General features: G+C 58.0%; 16 protein-coding genes and 3 pseudogenes. 13 read left to right on the plus strand and 6 right to left on the minus strand.

All coding sequences use genetic code 11. The features are described from left to right. Window positions 1-2: 2 nt before the first annotated feature. Window positions 3-1385, plus strand: coding sequence for a cysteine--tRNA ligase (cysS, locus tag ASD95_RS09560; protein ID WP_056724097.1), 1383 nt, complete (start codon window positions 3-5; stop codon window positions 1383-1385). Window positions 1386-1439: 54 nt separating this feature from the next. Here the strand turns inward: cysS and ASD95_RS28545 are convergent. From ASD95_RS28545 to ASD95_RS09580, 4 genes and pseudogenes are all read right to left on the minus strand, one after another. Beyond that, window positions 1440-1943 (minus strand): annotated as a pseudogene (locus ASD95_RS28545) (transposase). Window positions 1944-2023: 80 nt separating this feature from the next. Then, window positions 2024-4069 carry an acyltransferase family protein gene (locus ASD95_RS09570; protein WP_056724101.1) on the minus strand — a complete coding sequence of 682 codons (2046 nt, stop codon included), beginning with the start codon at window positions 4067-4069 and terminating at the stop codon, window positions 2024-2026. A gap of 110 nt (window positions 4070-4179) precedes the next feature. Then, window positions 4180-4320 (minus strand): annotated as a pseudogene (locus ASD95_RS29735) (cell wall hydrolase); the annotation flags it as partial. Between the two features lie 11 nt (window positions 4321-4331). After that, window positions 4332-6164 carry a sigma-54-dependent Fis family transcriptional regulator gene (locus ASD95_RS09580; protein WP_056724128.1) on the minus strand — a complete coding sequence of 611 codons (1833 nt, stop codon included), beginning with the start codon at window positions 6162-6164 and terminating at the stop codon, window positions 4332-4334. A gap of 354 nt (window positions 6165-6518) precedes the next feature. Here ASD95_RS09580 and ASD95_RS09585 point away from each other — a divergent pair, with 354 nt between their 5' ends. The 6 genes from ASD95_RS09585 to ASD95_RS09610 are packed head-to-tail and all read left to right on the plus strand — an operon-like array spanning window position 6519 to window position 12473. After that, window positions 6519-7613: an ABC transporter ATP-binding protein gene (locus ASD95_RS09585; RefSeq protein WP_056724104.1), complete on the plus strand. Its 1095-nt coding sequence runs from the start codon at window positions 6519-6521 to the stop codon at window positions 7611-7613. Next, window positions 7613-8728 (plus strand): ABC transporter ATP-binding protein, encoded by a 1116-nt coding sequence (locus tag ASD95_RS09590; protein WP_056724106.1) that lies wholly within the window; start codon window positions 7613-7615, stop codon window positions 8726-8728. Before ASD95_RS09585 ends, ASD95_RS09590 begins: the two co-directional genes overlap by 1 nt. Beyond that, window positions 8725-9591 (plus strand): carbohydrate ABC transporter permease, encoded by an 867-nt coding sequence (locus tag ASD95_RS09595; RefSeq protein ID WP_056724107.1) that lies wholly within the window; start codon window positions 8725-8727, stop codon window positions 9589-9591. Before ASD95_RS09590 ends, ASD95_RS09595 begins: the two co-directional genes overlap by 4 nt. A gap of 8 nt (window positions 9592-9599) precedes the next feature. Beyond that, window positions 9600-10400 carry a carbohydrate ABC transporter permease gene (locus ASD95_RS09600; protein ID WP_056724109.1) on the plus strand — a complete coding sequence of 267 codons (801 nt, stop codon included), beginning with the start codon at window positions 9600-9602 and terminating at the stop codon, window positions 10398-10400. Window positions 10401-10410: 10 nt separating this feature from the next. Continuing rightward, entirely contained in the window at window positions 10411-10683 is a 273-nt protein-coding gene (locus ASD95_RS09605) for a DUF2160 domain-containing protein (RefSeq protein ID WP_032829366.1), read from the plus strand. A 47-nt stretch (window positions 10684-10730) separates the two neighbouring features. Next, window positions 10731-12473 carry an ABC transporter substrate-binding protein gene (locus ASD95_RS09610; protein WP_056724111.1) on the plus strand — a complete coding sequence of 581 codons (1743 nt, stop codon included), beginning with the start codon at window positions 10731-10733 and terminating at the stop codon, window positions 12471-12473. A gap of 98 nt (window positions 12474-12571) precedes the next feature. Here ASD95_RS09610 and ASD95_RS09615 read toward each other — a convergent pair whose 3' ends face one another. Together ASD95_RS09615 and ASD95_RS09620 are read right to left on the minus strand one after the other, a co-directional pair. Next, the gene (locus ASD95_RS09615; RefSeq protein WP_056724113.1) at window positions 12572-13972 is read right to left on the minus strand and encodes a heavy metal sensor histidine kinase; all 1401 of its coding nucleotides are present in this window, start codon (window positions 13970-13972) and stop codon (window positions 12572-12574) included. Next, window positions 13969-14643, minus strand: a complete 675-nt coding sequence (locus ASD95_RS09620) for a heavy metal response regulator transcription factor (RefSeq protein WP_056724115.1) — start codon at window positions 14641-14643, stop codon at window positions 13969-13971. Before ASD95_RS09620 ends, ASD95_RS09615 begins: the two co-directional genes overlap by 4 nt. A gap of 473 nt (window positions 14644-15116) precedes the next feature. Between ASD95_RS09620 and ASD95_RS09625 the strand changes: the two genes are divergently transcribed. From ASD95_RS09625 to ASD95_RS09650, 6 genes and pseudogenes are all read left to right on the plus strand, one after another. Then, window positions 15117-16379 carry a TolC family protein gene (locus ASD95_RS09625; protein ID WP_056724118.1) on the plus strand — a complete coding sequence of 421 codons (1263 nt, stop codon included), beginning with the start codon at window positions 15117-15119 and terminating at the stop codon, window positions 16377-16379. 49 nt (window positions 16380-16428) lie between these two features. Further along, on the plus strand, window positions 16429-17628 hold the full coding sequence (locus tag ASD95_RS09630; RefSeq protein WP_056724120.1) for an efflux RND transporter periplasmic adaptor subunit: 1200 nt from the start codon (window positions 16429-16431) through the stop codon (window positions 17626-17628). A 48-nt stretch (window positions 17629-17676) separates the two neighbouring features. Next, a complete protein-coding gene (locus ASD95_RS09635) occupies window positions 17677-20829 on the plus strand; it encodes an efflux RND transporter permease subunit (RefSeq protein ID WP_056724122.1) in 3153 nt (1050 codons plus the stop codon). A gap of 151 nt (window positions 20830-20980) precedes the next feature. Next, entirely contained in the window at window positions 20981-21181 is a 201-nt protein-coding gene (locus tag ASD95_RS09640; protein ID WP_056724124.1) for a co-regulatory protein PtrA N-terminal domain-containing protein, read from the plus strand. A 76-nt stretch (window positions 21182-21257) separates the two neighbouring features. Next, on the plus strand, window positions 21258-21590 hold the full coding sequence (locus tag ASD95_RS09645) for a DUF2790 domain-containing protein (protein WP_056724130.1): 333 nt from the start codon (window positions 21258-21260) through the stop codon (window positions 21588-21590). A gap of 40 nt (window positions 21591-21630) precedes the next feature. Next, window positions 21631-21764 (plus strand): annotated as a pseudogene (locus ASD95_RS09650) (aldo/keto reductase); the annotation flags it as partial.

The following is a 21764-nucleotide window of genomic DNA, read 5'->3' on the forward strand; positions in this document are numbered from 1 at the left end:
ACGTGCTAACGATCTACAACACGCTCACCAAGAGCAAAGAAGTCTTCAAGCCGCTCGATGGCAACAATGTGCGCATGTACGTGTGCGGCATGACCGTGTACGACTACTGCCACATTGGTCATGGCCGCAGCATGGTCGCGTTCGACCTGGTGACCCGCTGGTTGCGGTTCAGCGGTTACAACCTGACTTATGTGCGCAACATCACCGACATTGAAGACAAGATCATCAATCGTGCGAAGGAGAACGGCGAGCCGTTCGACGCGCTGACCGAACGCATGATCACCGCGATGCATGAGGATGAGGCGCGCCTCAACATCCTCAAGCCGGACATGGAACCACGTGCCACGGATCACATTCCGGGCATGCTGAGCATGATCCAGACCCTGATCGACAAGGGTTATGCCTACGCCCCGGGCAATGGCGACGTGTACTACCGCGTCGCCAAGTTCATGGGTTACGGCAAGCTGTCGCGCAAGAAGATCGAGGACTTGCGCATTGGCGCACGGATCGAAGTCGACGAGTCCAAGCAGGACCCGCTGGACTTCGTGCTGTGGAAAGCCACCAAGCCGGGCGAGCCGAGCTGGGAATCGCCATGGGGCGCCGGGCGTCCGGGCTGGCACATCGAGTGCTCGGTGATGTCCACCTGCTGCCTGGGCGAGACTTTCGACATTCATGGTGGCGGCAGCGACCTTGAGTTCCCGCACCACGAAAACGAAATCGCCCAGAGCGAAGCGGCCACCGGCAAGACCTACGCCAACGCGTGGATGCATTGCGGCATGATTCGCATCAATGGCGAGAAGATGTCCAAGTCCTTGAACAACTTCTTCACCATTCGCGACGTGCTCGACAAGTACCACCCGGAAGTCGTGCGTTATCTGCTGGTATCGAGCCACTACCGCAGCGCGATCAACTATTCGGAAGACAACCTCAAGGACGCCAAGGGCGCCCTGGAGCGTTTCTACCATGCGTTGAAGGGCCTGCCGAGCGTGGCGCCGGCTGGCGGCGAAGCGTTCGTCGAGCGCTTCACCCAGGTGATGAACGACGACTTCGGCACGCCGGAAGCCTGTGCGGTGCTGTTCGAGATGGTCCGCGAGATCAACCGCCTGCGTGAGAGCGATCTCAACGCAGCGGCCGGTCTGGCAGCCCGTTTGAAAGAACTGGCCAGTGTGCTGGGTGTGTTGCAGCTGGAAGCCGATGACTTCCTGCAAGCCGGCGCCGAAGGGCGCGTGGACGCAGCTGAAGTCGAGGCGCTGATTGCTGCGCGCCTGGCGGCGCGTGCCGGTAAAGACTGGGCCGAATCCGACCGCATCCGCGACCAGCTCACCACGATGGGCGTGGTGCTGGAAGACGGCAAGGGCGGCACGACCTGGCGTCTGGCTGACTGATTGCTGTCTTTGTTACAGACAAAACCCGCCTTGTGCGGGTTTTTGTTTGGTTCTTCACGGATTACCGGGAAAGACGCTCTTGATCTTCATGAAAAAGAATTCGCTGTCCCGGTAACCGTACGCCATCCACTTAATGACCTTTATTCGATTGTTTATGCCTTCCAGCAGCTCCGTGTGCATCGGCCAGCGAATTCAGCTGACGATACCCCACCAGTAACCCTCGCTTTGCAAACTGGATCAGAGCCGGTATTCACTTTCTTGAGCATGGCGCAGCCATTGCTTCCAGGCCGATCGCCAGCCCCAGGTCGTGCTCGGCGTCCAAAGTGTTTTGAGTTCAGTCTTCATCACGTAGACCGTCATCAACGCTTGGTTGGCCGCCAGCAGATCCTCCAAACGGACCTGTTGCTCCGGCGTTTTCAGGTTCTGCGGATTACGCAAATCTGATGGCCTTGGGTGTCCCGGCCATGCAGATGAGCACTGTGTTTGCCAACGTCGATACCGAGAAGTGTCATTGTGTTCATGAGAGATCCTCCGCCGAAAACGAGAAAAGCCCTGCAAGCGTAAACCTGCAGGGCTTCTCGGTCAGGCTGAGCATCTCATTAAGCCCGCTCTAAGCGGGCTTAAATGTTTCGAATAAATTACATAGACGCAGTCATATGATTGGAGTCACCCATAAGATTCAGGAGCTTGTCTTTAAAGTGGTCAACAAAATGTTTTGAACCAGATTTTGAAAGGTGGTGCCCATCGCTGTAGAAAACTTCACCACCGGAAAACGACTTACATAACCCATCCGCACAGAAAGCCTCATACGGGCTAATGTATGTCACTTCCTTATGCTCTTCTGCATAGTTCTTAAGAATCATGTTTCCAGGAACTGTACTGATGGTGCTTTCTTTCTGGCTGAGCCTTGTTGCACAGTCATAGTTTATGAATGATGGGCGACTGAAGCAGCTTATCGCGTCAACAACACCTGCGCCAGGTACATTACCTACAACCACTAGCTGTCGGGAACCAATTAGCTTTCTGAACTCTTCAATCTTTCCGGTAATGTATTTGTACCCTTCAACAGTGTTGCCGCCTGGCGTAGGCGTTTTAGGGTTAAGCGTACCAGAAACCAAAAGCTGGCCTTCCCACGCCTGAGCCAAAAACACCACGGCATTAGGGCTGTTATTGATGACTTTCATAGCAGTGTCGAGCACGCCTGGACAGACAGTGTCCCAGTCTAGGTCTGAGGTAACGCGAGTCATTCCAGGTAGTGGTATACAGCTAGAGGCACTGATATAAATATTTTTCCCAAGAGGTTTACCAATCAAAGCATCAAGACCGCTAGCATACTGCAGAGCGTGACTGTCTCCGATCAATACCATATCTGCAACACCAGTAGTGCCACCAGAAATCCAGCCAACATACTGATATCCAGATCCGCCATATTGGTCGACGTGAAACTGTTTTGAATTTTCAAGCTGCGCAGCAATCTCGGGTGCCATGTCGGTTCTCCATTTCCACCCCTCAGACGCCCAAATTGTCGCAGCGGGGAGAACCAGGCCGAACGAAAGCATTGCGCACACTAGGCCAAATGCTGGCTTAGATAGTGTCACACCGCTTTCTTTTTTGACCCTGAATGGAGTTTCAACATAACGATAAAGCGCGTAGCCAAGGATAATGCTCGCAGCAAACAGGGCTGACTGCTCAAGCAATCCAAGCTTTGTCATTGTGTAGTACTTGTAGAAAACAATTAGAGGCCAGTGAACAAGATATACTGAATAACTAATCAAGCCTACAAACACTGGAATTCTGCTTGAAAGCAATCCACCTACATATTTTGAGTCATGCGAACAAATTACAAGAGCCGTGCCAATACACGGAATCAAGGCGTTATATGATGGGAAAAGGGTTGTTTCGGAAAACTGAACAATAGAGAATGCAATAAGAGTAACACCCGTTGCGCTAGCAATTTCCTTTAATAAACTACGCTTCTCAAACGCACCGATAGCCCAAACTGCTGTAGCTCCGATTGCAAACTCAAACAGTCTAAATGGGGTTAGGAAAAAAATAGTCCCAGGCCCATCGGTAAACAATGAGGCGAATCTCGGCATGAATTCAGAAAGTAGCCTGGAGTACCCATCCGCCATTACTACGCTTGCAAGCAAGCTAACTGAGAACGCAACCAGCAAGCACAAAAATAGTGGGGTTTTCGTTCTAAATTTCAATAGCAGAACAAGTGCCGCAGGCCAGATCAGGTAGAACTGCTCTTCTACACTTAGCGACCAAGTATGCAGAAGCGGCTTAAATTCAGATGCGGTATTAAAATATCCACTTTCGTTCCAAAAGAAAAAATTTGAAATCGAAAAAACCGCATAAAGCAACTCACCGCCAAACCTTTGGAAGTGCTGCGGCGAAAACAATAGGAAGGACGCTATCAGCGTAACTAGAAGCGTTACAAATAGCGCCGGGAACAACCGCTTAGCACGACGAAAATAAAAACTAGAAAAACTGAACTTGCCGCTATTTTCAAGCTCGGAAGCAATAAGCCTTGTTATTAGAAAGCCGCTTATTACAAAAAAAACATCAACTCCAACAAATCCGCCAGAGAATCCTGATACTCCAAGATGAAACAGAACAACACTAAGCACAGCTATCGATCGCAGGCCGTCTACTCCCGCCATGTACTTCAGACGATGCATTCTCAAATCCCCGGATTAAATTGCCCGCAGCCCAAAAAAAGGCCACAAAAGGGCATCAGCAATCTTACCAGAAATGCGTTATCCAGTACATTCCCGCCCATCACCTAGCCAGCAGCAATTAGCGCCTGAGCAAACTCGCGGAACGATATCAGCATGGTGCCGCTCAGATAAGCGAAGTTCGGGTCGTTCTTGTTCCGGCAGCTGAACTGGTACGGCTTCTCACACAAGCCGGCATAGCCCTCCCCCCACCACGGCTCACCTGTCATTCAGTCTGCCGCAACCGCTTGTAAAGGGTATTGCGGCTGACCCCTAGGCGTCGAGCCAGATACGAAATATTCCCCCCCGCCGCCTGCAACTGCCGATTCAAATCCTCGGCATCATTCAGATCCACGGCCAACGGTTCCGGCGTATCGACCGGCTCCATCTCCAGATCGACAAAAAAATCATCCGGCAAATGCTCCGGCCTTATCGGCTGTTCCTCGGCCATCGCCAGCGCCACCTGCATCACGCTGCCGACCTGGCGCAAGTTCCCCGGCCACGGGTGGCGGTCGAACAACTCCAATACCTCGCGGCTCAGTCCAGCCCATTGGCTGGGTTCGCGATGCTGTTCCCACAGGCGTTTAAAAAGCGCTTCTTTGTCGCTGCGTTCTCTTAATGGTGGCAGTTCCAGGGTCAGGCCACCGATGCGGTAATACAGGTCTTCACGAAACCGCCCCAGTTGTACCTGTTCGCGCAACGAGCGATTGGTCGCGGAAATGATGCGCAAGTCCACAGGGAACAACTCGCTGCTGCCCACCGGCTGCACGCAACGCTCCTGCAACACCCGCAACAGGCGCGCTTGCGTTGGCAGTGGCATGTCACCGATTTCATCAAGGAACAGCGTGCCCTTGTCAGCCTTTCGAATCAGCCCGATGCTGCCTTTCTGGTTGGCGCCGGTGAATGCGCCTTTCTCATAACCGAACAACTCGGACTCCACCAGTTCGGCGGGAATCGCTGCACAGTTGACGGCAATGAACGCTTGTTTGCTGCGCGAGCTGGCCTGATGCAGGGCTTTGACGAACACTTCCTTGCCGACCCCGGTTTCACCGTGGATCAGCAAGGGAATGTCTTTTTCCAGCAAGCGCTCGGCCTGACGCACGGCTTTTTCCACGCGACTGTCGCCGAAATGCAGGGTGTTGAGGCTGATGGAAGCGGGTGCGGCTACAACCGGCTCCGCGAATACTCGGGGTTGAATCGATGCCTGTTTCGGCCGCTTCAACAGGCACTGGAAGCGATTGCGTCCCGAGGTTTGCAGGGCGAAGGGCAGGCCGTCGGGCTGGTTCAGCAATTCCAGCAGCGAGACCTTGAACAGGCTTTCGACACTGACCCGCGACAGGCTGATGCCCAGCAGATTGTCGGCCCGGCGGTTGGCCGACAGCACCTGTCCGGTCTCATCGAATATCAGCAAGCCCGCCCATTGGCTGTCGAGGTTGTTTAGCCCGGTGTTGAACGTCAGCTGGAAATGCTGGCCATGGAACAGGTTGAGGATCAGCCGGTTTTCCACGGTCTGGCTCATCATCTTGACCATGCCCAGGGTGTGGGAGGGCGGCAGGTAGCTGTCGCTGGAAACGTCCAGCACCGCGATCACCTTGCGCTCGGCATCGAAAATCGGCGCGGCGGAACCGGTCATGAAGCGGTTGGCCTTGAGGAAATGTTCGTCATGTTCGATGTGCACCGCTTGTTCGCAGGCCAGGGCGGTACCGATGGCGTTGGTGCCGGTGCAGCGCTCCATCCAGCTGGCGCCGGCGCTGAAACCCCGGGCCAGTTTCGGTTCGATAAAGCGCTGGGTGCCCCAGGACGTCAGCACCTGGCCCTGATGGTCGGCGAGCATGATCAGGCAATTGGAATTGCTCAGGATGTTCTCGTAGTAGGGCAGCACTTCCTGATGGGTGGTTTGCACCAGTGAGTGCTGGCTCTCCAGCAACTGCGCGATGCCTTCAGCCGGCAACTGGTCGAACGCCGGGGTGCTCTGGTGATCGAGGCCGAACGCGCGGCAGCGGGACCAGGAGTCCTGGATGATGGCGTCGTGGGATAGCGCGGTGGCAGGTACGGCCATGACAGTCAGCCTCTGAATCAGCATTTTTATTGTTTTTATGGTGCATGCGATCCCCTGTAGGAGCTGCCGCAGGCTGCGATCTTTTGATCTTAAAAAACAAAATCAAAAGATCGCAGCCTGCGGCAGCTCCTACAGGGGTCGTGAACAGTCCATAGAGTGTTGTTCACTATTGTTCATTGTCAATCGGTGAGCTGTTCAATTGTTCATTTGTGATTGTTCATTTGTGTTCAGCATCGAACGCGGTTTTGCCGTCATCTTCGGGAATTTCAAGCGCAATCAATAGCTTGAGTTTTTTGGCACGGATGTCGCTTTAGAGCTCCGGTCGCTTGACTCCAATAATAAAAAGGCCGAGCCATGTCACTCACCCTGGAGCACGTCAGCCGCACCGTCGAGGGCCAGACCTGGATCGACGATGCCAACCTGAGTTTTGAACCCGGTTCCTTCAACGTTTTGCTGGGACGCACCTTGTCCGGCAAGACCAGCCTGATGCGCCTGATGGCCGGTCTGGACAAGCCCGACAGCGGTCGCATCCTGATGAACGGCGTCGACGTCACCCAACGCCCTGTGCGCTTGCGCAATGTGTCGATGGTCTATCAGCAGTTCATCAACTACCCGACCATGACGGTGTTCGACAACATCGCCTCGCCGCTGCGTCAGGCCGGTGTATCCAGCGAGCTGATCCAGAACAAGGTGCTGGAAACCGCGAAGATGCTGCGCATCGAGAAGTTTCTCAAGCGCTATCCGCTGGAGCTTTCCGGCGGTCAGCAACAACGCACGGCCATGGCCCGGGCGCTGGTCAAGGACGCCGAACTGATCCTGTTCGACGAGCCGCTGGTGAACCTCGACTACAAGTTGCGCGAAGAGCTGCGCCAGGAAATGCGCGAGCTGTTCAAGGCGCGCCATACCATCGCGATCTACGCCACCACCGAGCCCAATGAAGCCCTGGCCCTGGGCGGCACCACCACCATTCTTCACGAAGGCCGGGTGATCCAGAGCGGCCAGTCCGCCTCGGTCTACCACCAGCCGCAAACGGTGCTGGCGGCGGAGCTGTTCTCCGAGCCGCCGATCAACCTGATGCCGGGACGCATTGCCGGCAACGAAGTGAGTTTCGCCAACTTCGTGCACTTCCCGCTGAACGTCGATCTGCGCCCGGTGGGTGAGGGCGAGTTCCGTTTCGGCGTGCGCCCCAGCCATATCTCGCTGGTGCCGAGCAACGACGACGACCTCGAATTGGCGGTGACCGTCGAAGTCGCGGAAATCAGCGGCTCGGAAACCTTCCTGCATGTGCGCAACGAGCACTTCCTGCTGGTGCTGCACTTGCCGGGTGTCCACGAATACGACGTCGATGCGCCGATCCGCATCTACATCCCGACCCATAAACTGTTTGTGTTCGATACGCAGGGGCGGCTGGTCCAGGCGCCGGGCCGGCGTGTCACGAGGGTTGCCTGATGGCCGAAATCCGTTTGCAGAACCTCGCCCACAGCTACACCAAGACCCCGTCGGGACCGGAGGACTACGCGATCCGCGAGATGGACCACATCTGGGAGCAGGGCGGCGCCTATGCCTTGCTCGGTCCGTCGGGCTGCGGTAAATCAACCTTGCTCAACATCATTTCCGGGCTGCTCAGCCCGTCCCAGGGCCATGTGCTGTTTGACGGCAAAGCGGTCAACAACCTGACCCCGGAAAAGCGCAACATCGCCCAGGTTTTCCAGTTCCCGGTGGTCTACGACACCATGACGGTGTTCGACAACCTGGCCTTCCCGCTGCGTAATCAGGGCATGGCCGAGGCCAGGGTTCATAGCAAGGTGCAGGAAATCGCCGAAGTCCTCGACCTGCAGAACCTGCTGAGCAAAAAGGCCCGCAACCTCACCGCCGACGAAAAACAGAAAGTCTCCATGGGCCGCGGGCTGGTGCGTGACGACGTGTCGGCGATCCTCTTCGACGAGCCGCTGACAGTGATCGACCCGCACCTGAAGTGGAAACTGCGGCGCAAGCTCAAGCAGATCCACGAGCAGTTCAACATCACCATGGTCTACGTCACCCACGATCAGCTGGAGGCCTCGACCTTCGCCGACAAGATTGCGGTGATGTACGGCGGCCAGATCGTGCAGTTCGGCACGCCAAGGGAATTGTTCGAGCGCCCGAGCCACACCTTTGTCGGCTACTTCATCGGCAGCCCCGGGATGAACCTGATCGAGGTGCAGCCGCAACCGGGCGGTGTCGGTTTTGCCTCCACGCACCTGCCGCTGTCGGAAGCGATGCAGCAACGTATTGCCGAGTCCGGGTGGAAAACCCTGAAGGTCGGCATTCGTCCGGAGTTCGTCCATGTGTGGGACGAAGCCTTTGATGACGCGCTGCGGGCACAGGTCGTGCACGTCGAAGACTTGGGCACCTACAAGATCATGACCCTCGATCTCGATGGCGCGCCGCTGAAAGTGCGCCTGGCCGAAGACAAACCTGTGCCGCAAGGTACGGCCTACATCAGCTTTCCGGCGCAATGGCTGATGGTCTACGCCGATGAATTCCTGCTCGAAGCCAATGCCAACCAAGAGGCGCAGCCATGAACAAGGTGCACAACAACAAGGCCTGGTGGCTGGTGCTGCCCGTGTTCCTGCTGGTGGCGTTCAGTGCGGTGATCCCGATGATGACCGTGGTCAACTACTCGGTGCAGGACATTTTCGATCAGTCCAGCCGCTACTTCGTCGGCGCCGACTGGTACAAGCAGGTGCTGCTCGATCCGCGCCTGCACGACTCGTTGCTGCGCCAGTTCATCTACTCGGCCTGCGTGCTGTTGATCGAAATCCCCCTGGGGATTGCGATTGCCCTGACCATGCCGACAAAGGGGCGCTGGTCGTCAGTGGTGCTGATCATCCTGGCGATTCCGTTGCTGATCCCGTGGAACGTGGTCGGCACCATCTGGCAGATCTTCGGCCGGGCCGACATCGGTCTGCTGGGGGCGAGCCTCAAGGCCATGGGTATCAGCTACAACTATGCGGCGAACACCATGGACGCCTGGGTCACCGTGCTGGTGATGGACGTCTGGCACTGGACCTCGCTGGTGGCGCTGCTGTGCTTCTCCGGACTGCGGGCGATTCCGGATGTGTATTACCAGGCGGCACGGATCGACCGGGCTTCGGCCTGGGCGGTGTTCCGGCATATCCAGCTGCCCAAGCTCAAGAGTGTGCTGCTGATCGCCGTGATGCTGCGCTTCATGGACAGCTTCATGATCTACACCGAGCCGTTCGTGCTCACGGGTGGCGGTCCGGGCAATTCCACGACCTTCTTGAGCCAGACCCTGACGCAAATGGCGATCGGGCAGTTCGACCTCGGTCCGGCCGCCGCATTCTCGCTGGTGTACTTCCTGATCATCCTGTTGGTGTCCTGGCTGTTCTACACCGCCATGACTCACTCCGACGCCAACCGCTGAGGCCCGCCATGAGCAAGAGAAAGCTGATCCCACTGCTGCTCTACATCCTGTTCCTGCTGGTGCCGATCTACTGGCTGTTGAACATGTCGTTCAAGAGCAACGGCGAAATCCTCGGCGGCCTGACACTTTTCCCACAGGACTTCACACTGGCGAACTACAAGGTGATCTTCACCGATCCGAGTTGGTACACCGGCTACATCAACTCGGCGTACTACGTGAGCCTGAACACGATCATTTCCCTGACCGTGGCCTTGCCGGCGGCCTATGCGTTCTCGCGTTATCGCTTCCTCGGCGACAAGCACCTGTTCTTCTGGCTGCTGACCAACCGCATGGCGCCACCGGCGGTGTTCCTGCTGCCGTTCTTCCAGCTGTATTCCTCGATCGGGCTGTTCGACACCCATATCGCCGTGGCCCTGGCCCACTGCCTGTTCAACGTGCCGCTGGCGGTGTGGATTCTCGAAGGCTTCATGTCCGGCGTGCCCAAGGAAATCGACGAAACCGCCTACATCGATGGCTACAGCTTTCCCAAGTTCTTCGTGAAGATTTTCATCCCGCTGATCGGCTCCGGCATCGGCGTCACGGCGTTCTTCTGCTTCATGTTTTCCTGGGTCGAACTGCTGCTGGCGCGAACCCTCACTTCGGTGAACGCCAAACCGATCGCAGCGGTGATGACCCGTACCGTCTCGGCATCCGGCATTGACTGGGGCGTGCTGGCGGCGGCGGGGGTGTTGACCATCCTGCCGGGCATGCTGGTGATCTGGTTTGTTCGCAACCACGTGGCCAAGGGCTTTGCCTTGGGCCGGGTATGAGGAACTGATGATGGAATGGATGAGTTGGACCGTCCCCACGGCGGCATTTTTTGGTGTCATCGGCTTGATCCTGGTGGGCATGACCACCTGGGAATTGCGTTCGCCGAGTGTGCTTCGGCGAGGTTTTCTACCGATTGCCACCACCCGTGGCGATCGGTTGTTCATCGGTCTTCTCGGCAGCGCCTACCTGCATTTGCTGGTAATCGGCGTCACCGACTGGAGCATCTGGGTCGCCTTCGCGATGTCCCTGGTGTGGCTGTTGGCTGTGATGCGTTGGGGCTAGTCGAATCGCTCGGCAATGTTGCTCCGAAACTTAAACAGGAGGTCTCTATGTTCGACAAAAACAATAAGCTGCGACATAGCATTTCATTGGCAGCCATGCTGGCACTCAGCGGTTTGAGCGCGTCTGCCTGGGCCGATGCCTATGAAGACGCCGCGAAGAAATGGATCGGCGCTGAATTCAAGCCATCCACACTCACGGCCGATCAGCAACTCGAAGAGCTGAAGTGGTTCATCAAGGCGGCCGAACCGTTTCGCGGGATGAGCATCAAGGTGGTGTCGGAAACCATCGCTACCCACGAGTACGAGTCCAAGGTGCTGGCCAAGGCCTTCACCGAGATCACCGGGATCAAGCTGACCCACGACCTGCTGCAGGAAGGCGACGTGGTGGAAAAGCTGCAGACCCAGATGCAGTCGGACAAGAACATCTATGACGGCTGGGTCAACGACTCGGACCTGATCGGTACGCACTTCCGCTACGGCAAGACCGAATCGATCACCGACCTCATGGCCAACGAGGGCAAGAATTTCACCTCGCCGACCCTCGATATCAAGGACTTTATCGGCATCTCCTTCACCACCGCGCCGGACGGCAAGATCTACCAGTTGCCCGATCAGCAGTTCGCCAACCTGTACTGGTTCCGCGCTGACTGGTTCGAACGCGCGGACCTGAAGGCCAAGTTCAAGGAAAAGTACGGCTACGAACTCGGCGTACCGGTGAACTGGTCGGCCTATGAAGACATCGCCAAATTCTTCAGCGAAGACGTCAAGGAAATCGACGGCAAGCGCGTTTATGGGCACATGGACTATGGCAAGAAAGACCCGTCCCTGGGCTGGCGCTTCACCGATGCCTGGTTCTCCATGGCCGGTGGCGGTGACAAGGGCTTGCCGAACGGTTTGCCGGTGGACGAGTGGGGTATCCGCGTCGAGGATTGCCACCCTGTGGGCTCCAGCGTGACCCGCGGTGGCGACACCAACGGCCCGGCGGCCGTGTTCGCCACCACCAAGTACGTGGACTGGATGAAGAAATACGCGCCACCGGAAGCGGCGGGCATGACCTTTTCCGAATCAGGTCCCGTGCCGTCCCAAGGCAACATCGCCCAGCAGATCTTCTGGTACACCGCGTTTACCGCCGACATGACCAAGCCGGGTCTCGCAGTGATGAACGCCGACGGCACACCGAAATGGCGCATGGCGCCGTCTCCACGCGGACCGTACTGGGAGGAGGGGATGAAGCTGGGGTATCAGGACGTGGGTTCGTGGACGTTCATGAAGTCGACGCCTGAGAAACAGAAACTGGCTGCGTGGCTGTATGCGCAGTTCGTGACCTCGAAAACTGTGTCGCTGAAGAAAACCATCGTCGGCCTGACGCCGATCCGCGAATCGGACATCAACTCGCAAGCCATGACCGACCTGGCGCCGAAACTCGGTGGCCTGGTGGAGTTCTACCGCAGCCCGGCCCGCGTGCAATGGACCCCGACCGGGACCAACGTGCCTGATTATCCTCGCCTGGCGCAGTTGTGGTGGAGCCATATCGCCGAAGCCGCCAGCGGCGAGAAAACCCCGCAAGAAGCGCTGGACGGCCTGGCCAAGGATCAGGATGCAATCATGACCCGTCTGGAACGCTCGAAGGCACAAGCCACCTGCGCCCCGAAAATGAACCCCGAGCGCGACGCGCAATACTGGTTCGACCAGCCGGGCGCACCGAAACCGAAACTGGCGAACGAGAAGCCTAAAGGCGAGACCGTGAGCTACAGCGAACTGCTGAAATCGTGGGAGGCGGCGCGTAAGTAAAGTGATTGGGCTGTAAAAGGCGAACGGCACCGGAAGGTGCCGTTTTTGTTGCTGCCTGTTCCACCGTCATCGCGGGCACCTCACTCCCCGATGAGCAACTATTCGTCGACTTTTGGAAAACCCAGTCGAAACACCGTCATCGTTCCCGGCAAACTCTGCACCTGTGCCACGCCCTGATGCAGGCTCATGATCGAGCGCACAATCGCCAGCCCCAGTCCGGTACTGCCCTGCGCGCGGGAGCGGCTGCTGTCGACCCGGTAAAAACGCTCGAACAGGTACGGCAAATGGTGCGCTTCGATGCCCGCGCCGGGGTTGCTGACCAGCAGCGAAACGTTTGATGTCCCTTGTTCAATCAGCAGCGAGACGGTTTCCCCGGCGGGACAGTGGCGCAGCGCGTTAGACAGCAGATTGGAAATCGCCCGTTGAATCATCAGCCGGTCGCCCAGCACCCGAGCGCTGCCGACCACACTCAGATTGATGCGCTTTTCCTGCGCCGACAGGGAAAACAGATCGGCGACTTTCAGCGCTTCATCCTCCAACTCGATCAACTCGAAAGGAGCGAGCGCCGCGGGATGACTGACCTGCGCCAGAAACAGCATGTCGCGGACGATCCGTGCGACACGCTCCAGCTCTTCAATGCACGACACCAATACATCTTTGTATTCCTCGCTCGTACGCTCACGGGACAGTGTCACCTGCGCCTTGCCCATCAAATTGTTGATCGGCGTGCGCAGTTCATGGGCCAGGTCATCGGAGAACTGCGATAGCTGCTGCACACCGTTGTCGAGGCGATGCAGCATGAAGTTGATGCCTTGCGCCAGTTCGCTCAACTCCTGCGGCATATTCACCACCGACAGTCGATGATCAAGATCCTGGGTCGAAACCATCGCCGCCACTTTGCGAAACTCGCGCATTGGAGCCAGGCCTCGTTGCACCGCCGCCCAGGCACTCAAGCCAATGAAGATCAGCAGCAAAGGCAACGCCATCAGCGTCGAGCGCAGATAGGCACTGAGCAATGCCTGATCGTGGGCATTGTCCATCGACAGCAACACCGGGACACTGGTGCCATTCTTGAGGCGAATCAGCTTTGAAAGGGTGAGATATTTCGCGCCTTCAGCGTCGGTGCTGTCGCTGTAGGTCAACTGGTCGACAGTCGCTCGCAACGCTTTGAGTTCAGGACGCGGATCGACCATGCCGGTGCCGGACTTCAGCAGCGGGGAACGCTGGTTGCTTCGGTCGTAAATGGTCAGCGTGAGGTTGTCGTGTCCCATGACCTGATCGAGCAGAATATGCGGCTTCGAACTGATTTCACCGGGGTCGGTGTACAGCGACAGGCTGTGTTCAATCTGCTCCATCTTGCTGGCCAGACTGTCCCGGGACAGCGTATTGAGCTCATGGGTCAGGGCGAAGTAGGCCAGTACAGCGAGGAACATCACCAACAGTGCTCCAAGAATACTCATGGTCAGCCCCAGCCGTAGCGACAGGCTTGCCGGCTTCATTCCCGAGCCTCCAGGACGTAACCGACACCACGCATGGTGTGGATCAGCTTGCTGTCGAACGGATCGTCGATTTTCGCCCGCAGACGCCGTATCGACACTTCCACCACGTTGGTGTCGCAGTCGAAATTCATGTCCCACACCAGTGAAATGATCTGCGTGCGGGTCAGCACTTCGCCGGACTGACGCATCAGCAGATGCAGCAGGGCGAACTCCTTGGTGGTCAGGTCGATGCGTTGCTCGCCACGAAAGGCGCGGTGGCGACCCGGATCAAGTTCCAGATCGGCGACTTTCAGAACCTGCGGTACCGGGATGTTTTCGCTGCGGCGCATCAGTGTGCGTACCCGTGCGAGCAGTTCGGGAAACTCGAAGGGCTTGACCAGGTAGTCATCGGCACCCAGGTCGAGACCACGAACCCTGTCGGCCAGACGACCGCGAGCGGTGAGCATCATCACCCGGGTGGAGTGCGTGCGGCGCAGTTGCTCCAGCACGTCCCAGCCATCCAGTTTCGGCAGATTCACGTCCAGGATCACCAGGTCATATGCCTGTTGTTGCGCCAGATGCAATCCATCGGCACCGGTGGCTGCGTGGTCAACGACATAACCACTTTCCGTCAGGCCCTGATGCAAGTATTCGGCAGCTTTAAGCTCGTCCTCGACGACAAGGATTCGCATGATTAATCACCACTTGTATTTAATGGTTAAGTAACTAAGTCGGTCGAGAAAAGTTGTTGTTTTTGATAGGGCTTCCAGACGGGTTATTGACAGGCGGTGTTGTGAGTTTCAGATTTCCTAGTGAGGGTTTCACTGGTTGTGGGGGCGCAAGGTAAAGGTTGTAGTGGCTACAGAGTCAATTGTTGACTGAGTCTCGAGCCCTGAAATCGGCCCTCTGCGACACCCTGACGCAGCGCGCGAGGCCAAAATACTCACCCGATTCATGAGAGGTGAACGGAGACAAGTACTGTTTTTTGGATAATGCCCTTGTATTTGTTTCCATGTGTTTCTATATCAAGGTGAACACTTCGCATCCTAGAGCAAAACAACTTCCATAAACCGTGGATAACGGATTTGTAATCTCTCAGTCACCTTGTCGATAAGTTAAAAACTCTACCGTGATGGAATTCTTGATTTAAAAAGGAAGTCTTCCATTGCCCGGTTTAAGAGAACTGACGGCGCGATCACGCCTGAAAAGAATGGCAAGGGCGGTGACCGCCAGCTGCTTTTTACTGCTGGCGGGCGCGGATCTTGCGCAAGCATCGACACTGACCCTTGAGCAAGCCCTGCAAACAGCATTTGCCGGCAACCCCGAGCTCGCGGCAGCGCAATGGGAAATCGGTATCTCCGAAGGCGACCGCAAGCAGGCCGGGCTTATCCCCAACCCCGAGGTGTCATGGGAGGCGGAAGACACTCGCCGCGATTCACGCACGACCACAGTGATGCTCAGCCAGCCGATCGAACTGGGCGGCAAACGCGGCGCACGAATCGATGTTGCCAACCGCGCGCAGGACGCCGCCGGAATCGAGTTGGAGCGCAAGCGCAATGCCCTGCGCGCCGATGTGATTCAAGCGTTCAACAGCGCTCAAACGGCGCAGCAACGCTTGCAGTTGTCCCGTCAATCGCTGCAACTTGCCGAGCACGGTTTGCGCGTGGCCCAAGGGCGGATCGAGGCCGGTAAATCATCGCCGGTCGAGGGCACTCGGGCGCAAGTGCAACTCTCCGAAGTGCGCCTGGAACTGAGCCGCGCGGAACGCGATCAGGCCAATGCGTATCAGCAATTGGCGCAGGTCATGGGCGCACCGTTGCCGACATCGACCGTCGTGCAAGCCATGACGCAAAGCATGCCCGGCGCGCCACCGCCGACCCGATTAATCGAGCGCCTGAATGAAACCCCTGAAATGCGCCTGGCCAAGTTGCAGATCGATCAGCGCGAAGCATCGCTGGCGCTGGAGAAGTCGCAACGCATCCCCGATCTGACGGTGAGCATCGGCAGCCAGTACAGCGAAACGGACCGCGAGCGAGTCAACGTGGTCGGGCTTTCGATGCCGATTCCGCTGTTCAACCGCAACCAGGGCAACGTGCTGGCGGCCGCGCGTCGCAGCGATCAGGCGCGGGATCTGCGTAACGCCACGGAGCTGCGCCTGCGCACGGAAATCCGGACCACCCTCGAGCAATGGCAGACCGCCAATGGCGAACTCAAAGCGTTCAACCAGACAATTCTGCCCGCCGCACAAAGTGCGGTCGACAGCGCCACCCGTGGATTCGAAATGGGCAAGTTCGGCTTTCTCGACGTGCTCGACGCCCAGCGCACGCTGATCAGCGCCCGCAGCCAATACATCCAGGCGGTCAGCGAAGCGACAGACGCCCGGGTACGCATCGAACGTATCTTCGGCGACCTTGCCGCCAGCCCTTGAATTTCATTTTTTTGATTACTGCGCGACGACACGGCGCAGAGGAGTTTGCATGGATAAAAAACTGATCGTTGTCGCGCTGGCGACTATGGCGCTGGGCGTCGGAATCGGCTCGATGTGGCCGGGCAATTCAGCCATCGACGTCCACGCCGATGAAGCGGCGGAACACGCCGATCACGCCGAAGAGGGCGCAGCCGCCGACGGCGGACTTGCTGAAGGCGAAGAGGGACATCTGGCGTTGAGCGCCGAACAGATCGCCGCAGCCGGCATTCAACTGGCGCAGGCGCGGGCGCAGAACATCAGCCTCGGCTTGCCGTTCCCCGGCGAAGTGCGCTTCGACGAGGATCGCACGGCTCACGTGGTGCCGCGCGTTCCTGGTGTTGTCGAGTCGGTATCGGTCAATCTCGGGCAATCCGTGAAGAAGGGTCAGCTGTTGGCTGTGATCACCAGTCAGCAGGTCTCCGATCAGCGCAGCGAACAGGCCGCCGCGCAACGGCGCCTGGCGTTGGCTCGCACCACCTACGAGCGCGAGAAGAAACTGTGGCAGGACAAAATCTCTGCCGAGCAGGATCTGCTTCAGGCGCGCCAAGCGTTGGAAGAAGCTGAAATTGCCCTGACTAACGCCCGGCAAAAAATCAGTGTACTCAGCGGCAGCGTGGTTGCCACCGGCGGTAATCGCTACGAATTGCGCGCGCCGTTCGACGGTGTCGTGGTGGAAAAACACCTGACACCCGGGGAGGTGGTCGATGAAACCACCGCGGCTTTTACGCTTTCGGATCTGTCGCGAGTCTGGGTGACTTTCGGCGTTTCGCCCAAGGAACTGGACAAGGTGCAAGTGGGCAAATCCGTTACCGTCAGCGCTCCGGAATTGAACGCCGAGGTTGCCGGCACCGTGGCCTACGTCGGCAGTCTGCTCGGCGAACAGACCCGCACCGCCACCGTTCGCGTCACGTTGGAAAACCCGCAAGGCTCCTGGCGTCCGGGCCTGTTTGTCACTGCACTGGTCGTCACCGACAGTCGACAGGCGAAAGTCGCCGTACCGGAAACCGCCATCCAGACCATCGAGGACAAACCCACGGTGTTCGTGCGGACCGACGATGGCTTCAAGGCGCAAACGGTGGAGCTGGGAAGCCGCGCGGCAGGTTTGGTGGAAGTCACCCAAGGATTGGGGCAGGGCGTGCAAGTCGCGGCTGCCGGCAGCTTTGTTCTCAAATCGGAAATGGGCAAAGCCTCGGCCGAGCACGCTCACTAGCGCCTTCCAGTAAAGCCCACCGATCCGCCCCTCGACGAGAAAGTTCTCATGTTCGAACGCCTGATCCAGTTTGCCATCGAGCAGCGCATCATCGTGCTGCTCGCCGTTCTGCTCATGGCCGGCGTCGGTATCGCCAGCTATCAAAAATTGCCGATCGACGCAGTGCCCGACATCACCAACGTCCAGGTGCAAATCAATACCGGCGCCGCCGGGTTCTCGCCGCTGGAAACCGAGCAGCGCATCACCTTCCCGATTGAAACCGCCATGGCCGGTTTACCGGCGTTGGAGCAGACCCGTTCGCTATCGCGTTCGGGGCTGTCGCAGGTCACGGTGATTTTCAAGGACGGTACTGATCTGTTCTTCGCCCGCCAACTGGTCAACGAGCGTTTGCAGATTGCCAGGGAGCAGTTGCCCGAAGGTGCGGAAGCGGTGATGGGGCCGATTTCCACCGGCCTCGGCGAGATTTTTCTGTGGACGGTGGAGGCGCAGGATGGGGCACTCAAGGACGATGGCACGCCCTACACACCGACAGATCTGCGCGTCATTCAGGACTGGATTATCAAGCCGCAGTTGCGCAACGTCCCCGGTGTGGCCGAGATCAACACCATTGGCGGTTTCGCCAAGGAATACCAGATCGCGCCCGACCCGAAACGGCTGGCGGCGTACAAGTTGACCCTGGCTGATCTGGTCAAGGCGCTGGAACGCAACAATGCCAATGTCGGCGCCGGTTACATCGAGCGCAGCGGCGAGCAGTTGCTGATTCGCGCGCCGGGGCAAGTCGCGAGCACCGAGGACATTGCCAACATCGTCATGGCCAATGTCGATGGCACGCCGATCCGGGTCCGCAATGTCGCGACCGTGGACATTGGCCGTGAACTGCGCACCGGTGCTGCCACCGAAAACGGTCGCGAGGTGGTGCTCGGCACGGTGTTCATGTTGATCGGCGAAAACAGCCGTACCGTGTCGCAAACCGTCGCCAGCAAGCTGGAGCAGATCAACCGCTCCTTGCCCGAAGGCGTGATTGCCGTCCCGGTGTACGACCGCACGCATTTGGTCGACAAAGCCATCGCCACGGTGAAGAAAAACCTGGTCGAAGGCGCGATTCTGGTGATCGCGATTCTGTTCCTGTTCCTGGGCAACATCCGTGCGGCGCTGATTACCGCGATGGTGATTCCGCTGTCGATGCTGTTCACCTTCACCGGGATGTTCAGCAACAAAGTCAGCGCCAACCTGATGAGCCTCGGCGCCCTGGACTTCGGCATCATCGTCGACGGCGCGGTGGTGATCGTCGAAAACACCCTGCGCCGACTGGCCCATGCACAGCAACATCACGGGCGTTTGCTGACGCGATCCGAGCGTTTCCATGAAGTGTTCGCGGCGGCCAGGGAGGCGCGCCGACCGCTGATTTTCGGGCAGTTGATCATCATGGTCGTGTACCTGCCGATCTTCGCCTTGAGCGGTGTCGAAGGGAAAATGTTCCATCCGATGGCGTTCACCGTGGTCATCGCGTTGCTCGGCGCCATGCTGTTGTCGGTGACCTTTGTCCCGGCCGCGATCGCGCTGTTTGTCACCGGCAAGGTCAAGGAAGAAGAGGGCGCGGTCATGCGCGGCGCGCGGCAGGTTTATGCGCCGACACTGGCCTGGGTGATGTCCCATCGCGCCGTGGCGGTGGGTGCGGCACTGGGCGTGATTGTACTCAGCGGCGTGCTGACCAGCCGCATGGGCAGCGAGTTTGTACCGAGCCTCAGCGAAGGCGATTTTGCCCTGCAAGCCTTGCGCGTGCCTGGCACGAGCCTTACGCAATCGGTGGACATGCAGCAGCGTCTGGAAACCCTGATCCTTGCAAAAGTGCCGGAAGTCGAGCGGGTGTTCGCCCGCACCGGCACCGCCGAAATTGCCTCCGATCCGATGCCGCCAAACATCTCCGACAGCTACGTGATGCTCAAGCCAAAAGACCAGTGGCCGGACCCGGGCAAGTCCCGCGAAACCCTGATGGCCGAACTGCAACAAGCTGCCGCGACGCTGCCGGGCAGTAACTATGAGCTGTCGCAACCGATCCAGTTGCGCTTCAACGAACTGATCTCCGGCGTGCGCAGCGACGTGGCGGTGAAGGTATTCGGGGATGACATGGCGGTGCTCAATGCTACGGCGACGAAGATTGCCGCGGCCATGCAGAAGGTAGAGGGGGCATCGGAGGTGAAGGTCGAGCAAACGACCGGGTTGCCAGTGCTGACCATCAACATCGACCGTGACAAGGCCGCGCGTTACGGGCTCAACGCCGGCGATGTGCAAGACACCATCGCGGTGGCGGTCGGTGGGCGACAGGCGGGCACGTTGTACGAAGGTGACCGGCGTTTCGACATGGTGGTGCGTTTGTCCGATGCCATGCGCAAGGACATCGACGGTCTTTCGACGCTGCTGATTCCAGTGCCGGCACCGCTCAACGCTGCTGCCAACCAGATCGGTTTCATCGCGCTCAAGGACGTCGCCAGTCTCGATCTGGTGTTGGGGCCGAATCAGGTCAGCCGCGAAAACGGTAAACGGCTGGTGATAGTCAGCGCCAACGTGCGCGGGCGGGATATCGGTTCGTTCGTCCAGGAAGCAGGTGAGGTGATCGAACGGAATGTGCAGACCCCGGCCGGTTACTGGACCAGTTGGGGCGGGCAATTCGAGCAGTTGCAGTCGGCGGCCAAGCGTTTGCGGATCGTGATACCGGTGGCATTGCTGCTGGTGTTTGGTCTGTTGTTCATGATGTTCAACAACCTCAAGGACGGCTTGCTGGTGTTCACCGGGATTCCTTTCGCGTTGACCGGCGGCGTCATAGCGCTGTGGCTTCGGGACATTCCGCTGTCGATCTCGGCGGGCGTCGGGTTCATCGCGCTGTCCGGGGTGGCGGTACTCAACGGTCTGGTGATGATCGCGTTTATCCGCAACCTGCGCGAGGAGGGGCGCTCACTCTTTGACGCGATCAACGAAGGCGCGCTGACACGACTGCGGCCGGTGTTGATGACGGCGCTGGTGGCGTCCCTGGGCTTCATTCCGATGGCGCTGGCGACTGGCACCGGGGCGGAAGTACAGCGGCCACTGGCGACGGTGGTGATTGGCGGGATTTTGTCTTCGACCATCCTGACGCTGCTGATATTGCCTGCGCTGTATCAGCTGGCGCATCGACGTGAAGAGGAAGTGACACCCGTTGAATAGATATCCCCTGTGGGAGCGAGCTCCCACGGTTTTTTGTATCCCGATCCGAAGAACAGCTCGCACATGACGGATATGTAATTTCGGCGCCACCGTCACGAAAGGTTCGGATTGTTACCTTGATCCCATCAGTTAATCAAACGAGGAATCAAACATGAAACGGGTACAACTGGGTGCGTTCGCGGCGGCATTGATGATGTCTTCTCTGGTGATGGCGGAAGGTGGTGGCGACAGAACCTTCGAAAGAATGATGGCCGCCAATGGCCGTTCGATGGAGCTGTTTGTTGCCAAAGAGCAGTCACGTGATCCCGTCGTAGTGAATGAGGAAAAGGGCGACAGGGCTAACGACCTGTAAGCGTGTCGCACTTGAGCAAGCCCGTCATCGCAGGTCGATGGCGGGCTTTTTTATGGATTTTTTGAAGGAGATGGCTATGAAAGCAAGTCAGTTGATTGCGTTTCTCGGGGTGACGACGATGTCGATGAATGTGCTGGCGGAAGGTGGCGGGGACAGGACATTCGAGAAAATGTTCAGTGCAAACACTCAAGCCATGGAGCAGTACGCGGCCAACCTGGGCAAACCGGCGCCGGTGGTGGAAGACTATCGATACGGCATGACCCTGGATGTGGTGAAAGTCGTGAGCGTTGTGCGACCTGCGAAGGGGTGTACCGTGGTTCCGGCTGCGATGACTTTTGAAGATTCCCGGGGGCAACTCAAGACACTCAGGTATCTGGAGGCGGGGGAGTGTCGTAAACAGGGTGGATGACATCCTGTTCGATGCAGGTGCACATTGTTTATTTCAGGAAAAAAGCCCGGATGATTTCGCGGCCGACGATTATCGTCGTTTCAGCCCGCGCTTCCAGGGCGAAAACTTCGCGAAAAACCTGCTGCTGGTGCAACAGGTACAAGCGCTGGCGGCAGAAAAAGGCGTGACGGCGGG

This window comes from Pseudomonas sp. Root71 (assembly GCF_001429045.1).
In the GTDB taxonomy this organism is placed as follows: Bacteria; Pseudomonadota; Gammaproteobacteria; order Pseudomonadales; family Pseudomonadaceae; genus Aquipseudomonas; species Aquipseudomonas monachiensis.